Consider the following 12,374-nt stretch of genomic DNA (forward strand, 5'->3'; position numbering starts at 1 on the left):
AGTGAACGACGCGCCAACACCCAATTCTTTTCGCGCTGGTCCCGATGAGGACGGCCGTTTTGGCATTTACGGAGGTCGCTTCGTTGCCGAAACGCTGATGCCGCTCATTCTGGATTTGCAGGCGGAATGGGACAAGGCCAAGACCGATCCCGCGTTTCAGGCGGAACTCAAGCATCTCGGCGCACACTATACCGGCCGCCCGAGCCCGCTTTATTTCGCCGAGCGCCTGACGGCGGAACTTGGTGGCGCGAAGATCTATTTCAAGCGCGAAGAGCTGAACCACACCGGCTCGCACAAGATCAACAATTGCCTCGGCCAGATCCTGCTTGCCAAGCGCATGGGCAAGACCCGTATCATCGCCGAAACCGGTGCCGGCCAGCACGGCGTTGCCTCCGCTACCGTCGCTGCACGCTTCGGCCTACCCTGCGTCGTTTATATGGGCGCGACGGATGTTGCCCGTCAGGCCCCGAATGTGTTCCGCATGAAGCTCCTCGGTGCCGAGGTGAAGCCGGTCACGGCTGGCCATGGCACCCTGAAGGACGCGATGAACGAGGCTCTGCGCGACTGGGTCACCAATGTCGAGGATACCTATTATCTGATCGGCACTGCGGCCGGCCCGCATCCCTATCCGGAAATGGTCCGCGATTTCCAGGCCGTTATCGGCGAGGAAGCCAAGGCGCAGATGCTGGAGGCGGAAGGTCGCCTGCCGGATCTGGTTGTCGCGGCTGTCGGCGGCGGTTCGAACGCCATCGGCATCTTCCATCCTTTCCTCGATGACAAGAATGTCCGCATTATCGGCGTCGAAGCCGGCGGCAAGGGTCTTTCGGGTGATGAGCATTGCGCTTCCATCACCGCCGGTTCGCCGGGCGTGCTGCATGGCAACCGCACCTATCTGCTGCAGGATGAGGACGGTCAGATCAAGGAAGGCCATTCCATCTCCGCCGGCCTCGATTATCCCGGCATCGGCCCTGAACATTCCTGGCTGAACGATATCGGCCGCGTGGAATATGTGCCGATCATGGACCATGAGGCGCTGGACGCCTTCCAGATGCTGACCCGCCTTGAAGGCATCATTCCGGCTCTGGAGCCGAGCCACGCCCTGGCCGAGGTCATCAAGCGCGCACCGAAGATGGGCAAGGATGAAATCATCCTGATGAACCTCTCCGGTCGCGGCGACAAGGATGTCCACACCGTCAGCAAGTTCCTTGGAATGGATGTATAAGATCATGACTGCACGTATGGACAAGCGCTTTGCCGATCTGCGCGCTGAAAATCGCCCGGCCCTGATTACCTATTTCATGGGCGGCGACCCGGATTTTGAAACCTCGCTCGGCATCATGAAAGCGCTGCCGGAAGCCGGTGCCGACGTCATCGAACTCGGCATGCCCTTTTCCGATCCGATGGCGGATGGTCCGGCCATTCAGCTGGCCGGCCAGCGCGCGCTGAAAGGCGGCCAGACGCTGAAAACCACGCTCGATCTCGCTCGCGAGTTCCGCAAGGGAGATGACGCGACGCCGATCGTGATGATGGGCTATTATAATCCGATCTATATCTACGGCGTCGAAAAATTTCTGGACGACGCAATCGCCGCCGGCATCGATGGCCTGATCGTTGTCGATCTGCCGCCGGAAATGGACGATGAACTCTGCATCCCCGCTCTTGCGCGCGGCATCAACTTCATCCGTCTGGCGACGCCAACGACGGATGGCAAGCGCCTGCCTGCCGTCCTTAAAAATACCTCAGGTTTCGTTTATTACGTCTCGATGAACGGTATCACCGGTTCAGCACTTCCCGATCCCTCGTTGATCTCGGGTGCTGTCGGTCGTATCAAGGCGCATACGGAACTGCCGGTCTGTGTCGGTTTCGGTGTCAAAACGGCGGATCATGCAAAAGCGATCGGTGCCGTTGCGGATGGCGTTGTGGTCGGTTCGGCCATCGTCAACCAGATTGCGGGCAGCCTGACCAGGGACGGGCAGGCGACCGCCGATACCGTACCGGCCGTTACGACGCTGGTAAAAGGACTTTCAACGGGCGTGCGTGCATCGCGCCTTGCCGCTGCGGAATAAGCGCGCGGCCCAGTCAGGAGTAGTCAGTTGAACTGGATCACCAATTACGTACGGCCCCGGATCAATTCCATGCTTGGCCGCCGCCCGGAGGTTCCGGAGAACCTGTGGATCAAGTGCCCGGAAACGGGCGAGATGGTCTTCCATAAGGATCTGGAAGACAACAAGTGGGTCATCCCTGCTTCCGGCTACCATATGAAGATGCCGGCCAAGGCACGTCTTGCCGATCTTTTCGATGGCGGTGTCTATGAAGCACTGCCGCAGCCGAAGGTAGCGCAGGACCCCTTGAAGTTCCGCGATTCCAAAAAATACACTGACCGCCTGCGCGACAGCCGCACGAAGACCGAGCAGGAAGACACGATCCTTGCCGGCGTCGGTCACTTGAAGGGCCTGAAGATCGTCGCCGTCGTGCATGAATTCCAGTTCATGGGCGGTTCGCTCGGCATTGCCGCTGGCGAGGCCATCGTCAAGGCCTTCGAGCGCGCCATTTCCGAGCGTTGCCCGCTCGTGATGTTCCCGGCCTCGGGTGGCGCACGTATGCAGGAAGGCATTCTTTCGCTGATGCAGCTGCCACGTACCACGGTTGCGGTGAACATGCTGAAAGAAGCGGGAATGCCATATATCGTGGTTCTGACGAACCCGACGACCGGCGGCGTCACGGCCTCTTACGCCATGCTGGGCGATGTGCATATCGCCGAGCCGGGCGCCGAGATTTGCTTCGCAGGCAAGCGCGTGATCGAGCAGACCATTCGCGAAAAGCTTCCCGAAGGCTTCCAGACCTCGGAATATCTGCTGGAACACGGCATGGTGGACATGGTGATCGACCGCCGCGAAATCCCCGACACGCTGGCCAATCTGCTCAAGATCATGACCAAAGCGCCTGCTGAGACTGCAAATGCGGTCGTCCCGCTGGCCGCTTCGGCCTGAGGAAAAAAATATGTCGCCCGGAGGCATAAACTGCCTTCGGGATGATGCTATACGTTGCATGATTTCATCTTTGGTGCGGCGGACAAATGGCAAGCAAAACGCCTGAAAGGCGAACGGAAGACATGACGAAGCCCGCGATCGGTGAGGCCGAGAAGATCATCGAAGAGCTGATGCAGCTCCACCCCAAGGGGTTCGATCTTTCGCTCGACAGAATTTCTCGGCTCCTTGAGAAACTCGGCAATCCTCAAAATAGAATGCCGCCCGTCATCCATGTTGCCGGCACCAACGGCAAAGGCTCGGTCAGCGCCTTTTGTCGGGCCTTGCTGGAAGCAGCCGGACTTCCGGTGCACGTGCACACCAAGCCACATCTCGTCAATTGGCATGAACGCTATCGCATCGGTGTGGCCGGCGAGAGGGGGCGCTTTGTCGATGATGCTGTCTTCGCGGATGCTCTGCGCCGTATTGAAGTTGCCAACGAAGGCCAAAAGATTACCGTCTTCGAGATTCTGACTGCGGTCATGTTCCTTCTTTTTTCGGAATATCCGGCTGACGCAGCTATCGTCGAGGTGGGTCTTGGTGGGCGTTTCGATGCGACCAATGTGATCAACAACCCCGCTGTCTCTATCATCATGCCGATTTCGCTCGATCACGAGGCTTATCTTGGTGACCGCGTTGAGTTGATCGCGGCGGAAAAGGCGGGAATCATGAAAAAGGGTTCCCCCGTCGTCATCGGTCATCAGGAATATGATGCGGCGCTCGAAACGCTCGTCGCCACGGCGGAGCGGCTTGGTTGCCCGGTCTCGGTCTATGGGCAGGATTTTTCCGCCCATGAAGAATTCGGCCGAATGGTCTATCAGGATGAGTTCGGCCTGGCCGATGCGCCGCTGCCGCGTCTTCCCGGCCGCCATCAGCTTGCCAATGCCGCCGCCGCGATCCGCGCCGTCAAGGCCGCCGGTTTCGAGGTGACGGAACGGATGATCGAAAAAGCCATGACCTCCGTGGAATGGCCAGGCCGTCTTCAGCGCATCCTGACCGGCAAAATCGCTGAAATGGCCCCAAAGGATTCGGAAATCTGGATCGATGGCGGTCATAACCCCGGCGCGGGCGAAGTCATTGCCGAAGCGATGGCCGGCTTTGAGGAAAAAACACCCCGCCCGCTGTTCATTATTGCAGGCATGATCAATACCAAGGATCCGGTGGGCTATTTCAAGGCCTTCGCCGATATTGCGGAATATGTCTTCACCGTGCCGATTGGCGGCACCGATGCGGCGATCGATCCCGTGGTACTTGCCCATGCGGCCTTCGATGCCGGTCTCGTGGCGGCCCCCACCTCGTCTCTCACGCATGCTCTGGAAGAGCTGTCGCGCCGCTTCGACCCCGAAGGCCCGGCGCCGCGCATCCTGATCGGCGGCTCGCTTTATCTTGCCGGCAACGCGCTTGCCTTCAACGGCACGATTCCCCAATAAAAAAGCCCGGCAGCGATGCCGGGCTTTTTTCATTCCACTGATATTGCTTATGCGGCGCCCGAAATCCAGGCGGAAAGCGCTGTCTTGGGAGCAGCGCCAACCTTGATGTCGGCCACTTCGCCGCCCTTGAACATGGCGAGCGTCGGGATGGAGCGCACGCCGAACTGGGCAGCCAGTTCCGGGTTTTCGTCGATGTTGAGCTTCGCGACCTTGACCTTGCCGGCAAGCTCGGACGAAATTTCCTCAAGGCTCGGCGCGATCATCTTGCACGGGCCGCACCATTCGGCCCAGAAATCCACCACGACGGGTTCGGCGGATTCGAGGACTTCGGACTGGAAGTTGGCGGCATCGACTTTTACGGTAGCCATATCTGGCTCTCCTTTCAGCTAAACTTTTCCGCTATCGATGTGATGCGGGCGCGTCGGAATTTCAATGCCCCGGTATCTCACTTTGTCTTTATTGCGGCAAGAGCCTCCGCCATTGCATCATCGTCAACCCGCACAAAAGCGGCATTTTCCGTATAGATCAGCGCGCAGACGAATTCCTTGCCGGGATAGAGCGGTGCAAGAATTTCGCGATAGATGGCAAGCTGCGCGGTGTGGGAGAAAGGTATCTCGCGTGCCGTACGCGGCGGAACCCGGTTCGTCTTGTAGTCTACCAGAATAACGCGATCACCGTCCACCGCCAGCCGGTCGACACGGCCGGAGACGGCATAGTGCTGCCGGCCGATCGTCATCGTGCCCATGATGGAGATTTCCGCGCGGCTGTTGGCGGAAAAGGCCGGTTGCACCGCCGGTTCGGAGATGACCCGCAGAACCGCCCGGATCAAATGCTCGCGTTCGGCCGTAGGCCAGAAACGGGCCGCTCGCTCCGCATAGCGGCGGGCAGCCTCTTCCCGCTCCGTCTCGGCAAAATCCGGCAGTGCCTGCAACATGCGATGCACCAGCCGGCCACGCTGCAGCGCCAGCGAAGAGACATCGGCCTTCTCGCCGAAAAGCGGCGAACGCACGGCAAGATCATCCGCACCGTCATCAATGATGGTGCCTGCACCGGAGGGGCTGAGCGGCCTTGGCAAGGAAGGCAGGGCAGGCAGGGGGGCAAGCAGCCCGGCCGGAAGAGTATATTCTTCGTCCTGTTGCTTTTCCGGCAGCCTTTGCGGGAGAGATGTCGCGCGAGCCTCGGATTTACGCCAGACAAGCCCTTGCCATTCCTCGCCATCGGCCGTGAAAAGCTGCGGCTTGCAGTGGTCTTCATTGTTGGCAAGCGCCGCCTTGACGATGGCATGCCAGCATTCGGGGTTTTCCTTCTGGCCGCGATAACCGCAGACGACGAGGTGATCGGCGGCGCGCGTCATCGCCACATAAAGCAGCCGTCGATATTCGTCTTCGGCGGCCGTCTTCAGCCGTTCTTCGTCCGAGCGAATGAGATGGTTGGAAAAGCCGCTGCCGGGCAGCCAGACGGGGAAGGCGTCCTCACCCGCTTCGACAAAGCGCAGTTTCGGCACATGGCTGTGATTGAAGGCCTTCGAACCGCCATCGACGACAAAAACGACCGGCGCCTCAAGGCCCTTGGAGGCGTGCACGGTCATGATACGTACTTCGCCACGGTCCTTGTCCTGCTCGCGTTTCACTTCCGGTGAATCGGTTTCCAGAACGGAGAGAAAGGCCTGAAGGCCGGGCAGACCTGTCCTTTCGTGGTCCAGCGCAAAGGACAGGAACTCATCCAGAACGTCGCTCGCCTCATTGCCAAGCCGGCCCAGGAATTTCTTGCGTCCGTCATGCAGGGTGAGGACCGCTGCAAAGAAATCATGCACCGTGGCCGTTTTCGAAAGCGCGATGAAGCCTTCCAGCTTGGCGGTAACGGTGAAAAGATGACTATTCTCTTCCTGCGAAAGGATTTGCAGCCGTTTCCAGACGCTCTCCGTTTCCGATCGCATGGCGGCGATGTTGAAAACGTCATCTTCGGTCAGGTTGAAGAGCGGGCTCTTCAACAGTGCGGCGAGCGAAAGATCGTCTTCGGGCAGGACCGCGAAATGTCCGAGCGCCAGAAGGTCCTGCACGGCAATGTGGTCGGTCAGGCGAAGGCGGTCGGCGCCGGCAACGGGGATGTTCTTGCGTCGTTTCAGCTCGCGCGTCAGCGCATTGACAAAGGCATGGCGTTTTCTGACGAGAACCAGAATGTCGCCGGCCTCCACGGCGCGCTCGACGCCGTTTTCGATGATGGTCTCGCTTCCGATCATATTGGCGATGCGCGCGGCGATCCGGCCGGCGACGATGGTGGCCGGCGCGCTTTCCCGCAGCGCATCGAAGGGCGCTGTCCAATCCTCTTCGTCTTCGGCGGTTTCCGGCGCCACCATGTCCCACACCTCCACGGTGCCGGGATGGCCGGCACGGTTGGATCGGTGCTCCACCGGCTCGTTATCGGCACTGAGGCCGCTGGCGTTATTCGGGTCTGAAAAGACCTGATCGACGGCGGCCAGAACATCCTCCGTGGACCGGAAAGAAAGCGGCAGGCGGATACGGTGGAAGGCCTGATCGACGGAATCGACGCGCTTTTTGGTTTCTTCGCGCTCCTGCGAAAACCGTTCCGGCCGCGCGCCCTGGAATGAATAGATCGACTGTTTTTCATCGCCCACGGCAAAAAGCGTGCGCCGCCCCAGGCGGGCGCTCTCGCCGGTGAAGAAATCCGCCGCCAGCGACTGGATGATCGACCATTGCACCGGGCTGGTATCCTGCGCCTCATCGACGAGAATATGGTCGATGCCCTGATCCAGCTTGTAGTGCACCCAGGCGCCGGCCGTATCGCGGTTGAGAAGGTTGGCCGCACGCTCGATCAGGTCTTCGAAATCGAGTTGGCTTCGCTGTTTCTTCAGGTCTTCGAAATCGCCGATCAGCCTTTCGGCCAGCACAAGGGCGCATTTTGTCGCCGCCAGCATCCGCACCAGACGATATCGGTTGCGGCAGGAAACGACATGGTCCCGTGCCAGCGTCAGCGCATCGAGAAGTTCGGGGGCGGATTTCTGCATGCCCTTGTTGATGACATAGGCATCCGATTTCTTTTCACCCTTGGCTGTCAGCAGCGCCGCTTCGATGAATTCCATGCGCCGCACGGGGTCCGGCTGTCGTTTTGCCTCCCTGAGCGCATAAGCGACATCGATGACGCGTGATCCACCCACCTCGTCGGCAAGGGCGAGATACGTATCGAGCGCAAGGCCTGAGAGGCCGGGCAGAGGCCAGAAAGTTGCCGCTGCGGTTTCTTCGGTTTCCCCATCTGCGATCTGCATCGCCTGCCGCAACCGTGCATCGATGCCGCCCGACTGTTTGGCGTCCAGAAGAAAGGCGCGAAGGGCGCTGCGATTGGCGATGATGGCCGAAAGCAGCGATTCCAGTCCGCTTTCGTCGGCGAGATCGAGCACATAAGCGAGCGATTGCGCCAGCTCCGCGTCCCGCTCCGTCGAAACCGCCGTTAGAAGCGAACGGCGTGCTTCGGCGAGCAGCGTGGTTGCGGCGCGGTCGTCAAGAACGGAGAAATGGCCGGCGACATTGGCTTCCAGCGGGAACTGATGCAGCAACGCCTCGCAGAAGGCGTGGATCGTCTGGATTTTCAACCCGCCCGGCGTTTCCAGCGCCTTGGCAAACAGCCTGCGCGCTTCGGCAAGCTTGATGCGATCCGGCGCCTTGCCTTCGATGGTGGCGATGCGGTCCTTGAGGTCGGAATCCGGCAAAGTAGCCCATTCCGCCAGACGGTCGAAGACGCGGCTGGACATTTCCGACGCCGCGGCCTTGGTATAGGTAAGGCACAAAATCGCCGAAGGTCGACATCCGGCCAGTAGCAGGCGGATGACGCGTTGGGTCAGAACATGGGTCTTGCCGGAGCCGGCATTGGCCGACACCCATGCAGAGCTTGCGGGATCGGAGGCAAGCCGCTGCCGGGCGCTGGTCCAGTCGATCCAGCTTTCAGGCGTGTCGGCGGCGGGGCCGGCATCGAAGGGATCAATCGTCATCGCCGTCTCCCGGTTCTGCCGTCGACCATTCCGAAACGCGGGCGAGGTGGTCATATTCCCCGCCATAGGATTGTTGCTCTTCCGGCACAAGGCGGGAGGCGAAGCCGTTTTCGCCGTCACGCAGGGAATGAACGAATTTGGTGAGCTGTTCGATCGATTCCGTCGCGAGCTCAATCGCCGATTTCGGCGGTCTTTTGCCGCTTCGGCTGGAATGTTCGTTATTGACCTGATCGGCAAAAAAACGCTCGCCAGGCCGCAGGCGAACATAGATCAGGTTTTCAGGTGCGGGCGAACCGGCTTCGCGGAAGGCGCCGCGCATCAGTGCCGCTGCCTCCAGCGCAAGCTGCGGGTCGAGCAGCGCGCGCGCCTGATTGACGGAAGGCGTAAGCCCCGTCTTGTAGTCGATAATATCCGCCTGACCGTTTGTCTTGATGTCGATGCGGTCGGCGATCCCCGTCAGCCTTATGCCCGCCTCGACGATTTCCTGCCCGGCGCGAGCCTCGTAGAAGCTGTGGCGAATGGATGGATGACGTTCTTTTTCCCAGTCGATAAATGCGCGCGCTACCGCTGCAAAACGCGGCCGCCAGATGACATCCACATGGGGAGGCAGGTTTTCCGCATCGAAACATTCGTCGAGAATGCGCTGCATGGCCGAAAGCGAGGCCGGTGTTCCGGGAACATGTCCCTCACGGGAATAGCGCTCGATGATCGCGTGATAGAGCGTGCCGCGATCTGCGGCGTTCGGATCGCGATTGAAGGGGTCGAGCGGGTCCAGCTTCAGGATGCGCCGCGCATAGATCGAATAGGGATCGCGGCGCAGGCGGCCCACTTCGCTGAAGGAATAGCGCGTCGGCTGCAACGCGGCTGGTGGTTTCGGCGCAGGGCGCTTTGCCGCTTCCTGATCGATGCTTTTGTCCATCAATCCCGCCCAATGGCGATAGGTCTCGCCGCGCTTCCTCAGTCTATCGGCAAAATCCTCGCCGCCCAACGCGAGAAGACGCTGCAGCCAGCGTGAGGCGACAGCGGGCGTTGAGCCCTGCCTCAGCGCGCGGGTGTAAAAAATCTGTCGGGTGCCATTTGCCATCTCGAAATCATGCGCAAGCTGACCGATACGCCGTTCAGGCGGTTCGAGGCCAATGGCGGTCTTCATGGTGCGGGACAGGAATGGATTATTCGCCGTCTGCCCCGGCCAGAGCCCTTCATTGAGACCACCGATGACAACGGTATCGACGCTTTGCAGCCGTGCCTCAAGCGCGCCGAAGATGAAAATGCGCGGATGACGCATCGATCTTGGCTTGATCGATTCACCGGCTACCAGTGCCGCAAAAATATCGATCCATTGCGGTCCATCCGCATCGAGGATTTCGCCGCTTTCCATCAGCTCGCCGAACAGCTCGGAAAGCTTGTCTCCCGCTTCACCGGACCAGAGCGCGGCAAGATCGCTGTTTTCATCCGCGCAGATGGCTTCGATCACGCGGCCCGTCCGCTCCGCCCAAACGGACAGCGGCAATTTATCGGTGAAGGCACGGCCGGATCGATCTTTGCGGACAAAGGCGGAACCGAGCGGCTCGGTCGCAACGGCAACCCGCCGTGCCAGGTCGCGCGCGGCCTCCGCGCTCGTCTCCGGCAGCGCCAGCCGCCAGGCCGGCGGGTGCCGGTCATCGCGCTGCGCCAGAAGCTGCGCCTCCAGAACCGCTTCCAGATTGCCGATTTCGGCCTCCACACGGCCGCCGCGCAGCGCGATCAGCTCCAGCGCTTTGGAGGCTTTCGCGAAAGCTTCATCGGAAAGCCCGAAGCGACTAAGCGGATGTTTCAGAAGGGAAATGATCGGCACCGGGTCGCCGGGCCTCAGGATCGCTTCCAGCGCCAGTTGCGTCAGCCCCGCTTGTGGGGTGGCGGAAAGCGGCGTACCGGCCGAGTCGTCGGCTTCGATGCCGAAGCGCTGCAACTCCGTTGCCACGCGCCGAGCCAGCCCGCGGTCCGGTGTTATCAGCGCTGCCTGCGACGGACGCCCAGCGCCAGGCGCTTCAAGCGCAAGCCGCAAAGCCACCGCGATGGCTGTTGCCTCCTCGCGCTCATTGGCAGCTTCTATCAGCGTGGCCGTTGCGAAGGCGTCGTCGAAAAAGCCGGGTTGCCTGTCCTCGCGCCAGCGATTCCAGCCGCTGGTGGATTTGGCTGGCGCGAGTGCGGCCGAAAACACGGCTGCGCGCTTTTCCAGATCGCCATCGATGGCGCCGATCTGAACCACGTCGTCGCGCAGGATGCCGAGCTTCTGCAACAGCATATAAAGCCCATATTGCGAGTGGGTGCGGCTCGAAGGATCGGTAGGGTCCTCGGCGATTGCCTCCCATTGCTCCTCCGGCATGGCAAGATCTAGGCCCGGAAGTACGACGGTGCCCTGGGGCAGGGCCGCAACAGCGGCGATGAGATCGGCTGCGGCAGGAATGGAACCCGTCGACCCGGCGACGATGATCGGTCCCGTATCCGGCAAATTGGCAAGCCGGTTCGCTTCCGCCCGCAGGATGGCGTTGCGATGCCGGCCGGCCGAGGAACGGTTGAGTTCGGCAAGCCGCGCCGGCCAGAAGACGCTGGCGATGCGCAGGAAATCCGCCGTCAGTTGCCACCATTGGGCGTGATCGCCAGTATCGAGATGCTGAAGCGCTTCCCAGTCCTTTTCTTCCGTATCCATTGCATCGATCACCTCGCCAAGCGCACGCGCCAGCCATATGGCGTCTGCGGGGCTGGCGGGGGCGACAAGCGGCGAATCCGAGTGAATCGCCCGGATGGCGTCCGGCAGGCTGTTGCGCCAGGCGAGAATAAGACGCGCCAGCTCGATCAGTCGGCCGGTGCCGGAAATCGGCGGCGCCAGATCCATGATTTCAGGATTTTCGATCTCGAAAAAGCCGCTGTCGTCATCCGTTTCGCCCAAGGGGCGGATCAGCGGCAGAATGGCGGACCGGCCGCCCAGAAGATCGACGAATTCGGAGCGCAGCACACGGGCGGAGCGCCGCGTCGGCACGTAGATCGTCACCTTGGCAAGCGAGAGCGGATCGGCCGGGTCGTATTTATAGCCGGCTGTCAGTGTCCCGTCACACAGCGTTTCCGCGAGCGTCTTGAGGAACGGCGTTCCCGCAGCGATCGTCAGAACGCGCTTTGCGTGGTGGGTGAGCGTCATGCAGAGCGTTTTTCCCTGAACTGGCGGATGATGCTTTCAGCATCTTCTATCGCATCCGGCGTTCCGACGGTGATCCAGTGGCCGTCCAGAGAAAGCCCGAAAAGCCGGTCTCTTTCAATGGCGCGGTCGAAATAGATATTGAGGTTGAAGGCATCCGCCGGCGCATCGTCCAGCAGCCGCGAATCCATGGCAATGGCTCCGGCATAAACCACGGGGTTCGGATCGCCATCGCGATACCGCGTCAGTTTTCCATCGGCGGAGAGGTTGAAATCCCGCTTGCCATTGTGCCCGGTGGTGCGGTCCATGTCGACGCAGAGCAGCGCCATGTCCATTTGGGTCGGGTCGAAGAATTGCGCAAGCTTGCGCAGGTTGCTGACCGCATTCAGCTGCTCGCCAATCCAGAAGAGATCGGCATTCATGACGAAGACCGGGCCGGGTTCAAGAAGCTTCAGGCCCTTGGCGAGACCGCCGCCGGAATTCATCAGTTGCGTCCGCTCGTCGGAAATCAGGATTTCGGCGTCGGTGCGCTGCTCAAGATGGGTAACCATCTGTTCCGCGTGGTGGTGCACATTGACGACAATGGTTTCCGCACCGGCTTCGACAAGCGCGTCGAGCGCATAATCGATCATCGGCTTGCCCGCGATCTGGACGAGCGGCTTCGGTATCGTATCCGTGATCGGGCGCATCCGCGTGCCAAGCCCGGCGGCCAGCACCATCGCATTTTTAATCGTCATCGTGGT

Annotated in this window: 8 protein-coding genes; 4 read left to right on the plus strand and 4 right to left on the minus strand. The window is 60.8% G+C overall.

Features of this window, described 5'->3' with window-relative positions; all coding sequences use genetic code 11:
• The first annotated feature begins 1 nt into the window (after position 1).
• The 4 genes from trpB to PIB16_RS10770 all read left to right on the plus strand — a co-directional run bounded on the left by trpB (position 2) and on the right by PIB16_RS10770 (position 4,456).
• Positions 2-1,222, plus strand: a complete 1,221-nt coding sequence (gene trpB, locus PIB16_RS10755; RefSeq protein WP_065656810.1) for a tryptophan synthase subunit beta — start codon at positions 2-4, stop codon at positions 1,220-1,222.
• 4 nt (positions 1,223-1,226) lie between these two features.
• Complete coding sequence (trpA, locus tag PIB16_RS10760; RefSeq protein WP_065657024.1) at positions 1,227-2,066, plus strand: tryptophan synthase subunit alpha; 840 nt, start codon at positions 1,227-1,229, stop codon at positions 2,064-2,066.
• 27 nt (positions 2,067-2,093) lie between these two features.
• Positions 2,094-2,990, plus strand: a complete 897-nt coding sequence (gene accD / locus PIB16_RS10765; RefSeq protein ID WP_271045604.1) for an acetyl-CoA carboxylase, carboxyltransferase subunit beta — start codon at positions 2,094-2,096, stop codon at positions 2,988-2,990.
• A gap of 86 nt (positions 2,991-3,076) precedes the next feature.
• Positions 3,077-4,456: a bifunctional folylpolyglutamate synthase/dihydrofolate synthase gene (locus tag PIB16_RS10770; RefSeq protein WP_271045605.1), complete on the plus strand. Its 1,380-nt coding sequence runs from the start codon at positions 3,077-3,079 to the stop codon at positions 4,454-4,456.
• Positions 4,457-4,503: 47 nt separating this feature from the next.
• Here PIB16_RS10770 and trxA read toward each other — a convergent pair whose 3' ends face one another.
• From trxA to PIB16_RS10790, 4 genes are all read right to left on the minus strand, one after another.
• A complete protein-coding gene (gene trxA / locus PIB16_RS10775; protein WP_003505361.1) occupies positions 4,504-4,824 on the minus strand; it encodes a thioredoxin in 321 nt (106 codons plus the stop codon).
• 77 nt (positions 4,825-4,901) lie between these two features.
• The gene (gene addA, locus PIB16_RS10780) at positions 4,902-8,459 is read right to left on the minus strand and encodes a double-strand break repair helicase AddA (RefSeq protein ID WP_271045606.1); all 3,558 of its coding nucleotides are present in this window, start codon (positions 8,457-8,459) and stop codon (positions 4,902-4,904) included.
• Positions 8,449-11,634: a double-strand break repair protein AddB gene (gene addB, locus PIB16_RS10785; protein WP_271045607.1), complete on the minus strand. Its 3,186-nt coding sequence runs from the start codon at positions 11,632-11,634 to the stop codon at positions 8,449-8,451. The genes addA and addB overlap by 11 nt, the downstream gene beginning before the upstream one ends.
• Complete coding sequence (locus tag PIB16_RS10790; RefSeq protein WP_271045608.1) at positions 11,631-12,368, minus strand: nucleotidyltransferase family protein; 738 nt, start codon at positions 12,366-12,368, stop codon at positions 11,631-11,633. Before PIB16_RS10790 ends, addB begins: the two co-directional genes overlap by 4 nt.
• Positions 12,369-12,374 lie beyond the last annotated feature (6 nt).

Origin of the sequence: Agrobacterium sp. ST15.13.015 (genome assembly GCF_027871645.1) — a bacterium.
GTDB classification, from domain to species: Bacteria; Pseudomonadota; Alphaproteobacteria; order Rhizobiales; family Rhizobiaceae; genus Agrobacterium; species Agrobacterium leguminum.

Coding starts and splice junctions, on each gene's coding strand:
- addB (WP_271045607.1), bottom strand. CDS start 11,634: ATGACGCTCACCCACCACGCAAAGCGCGTTCTGACGATCGCTGCGGGA.
- PIB16_RS10790 (WP_271045608.1), bottom strand. CDS start 12,368: ATGACGATTAAAAATGCGATGGTGCTGGCCGCCGGGCTTGGCACGCGG.
- trxA (WP_003505361.1), bottom strand. CDS start 4,824: ATGGCTACCGTAAAAGTCGATGCCGCCAACTTCCAGTCCGAAGTCCTC.
- trpA (WP_065657024.1), top strand. CDS start 1,227: ATGACTGCACGTATGGACAAGCGCTTTGCCGATCTGCGCGCTGAAAAT.
- addA (WP_271045606.1), bottom strand. CDS start 8,459: ATGACGATTGATCCCTTCGATGCCGGCCCCGCCGCCGACACGCCTGAA.
- PIB16_RS10770 (WP_271045605.1), top strand. CDS start 3,077: ATGGCAAGCAAAACGCCTGAAAGGCGAACGGAAGACATGACGAAGCCC.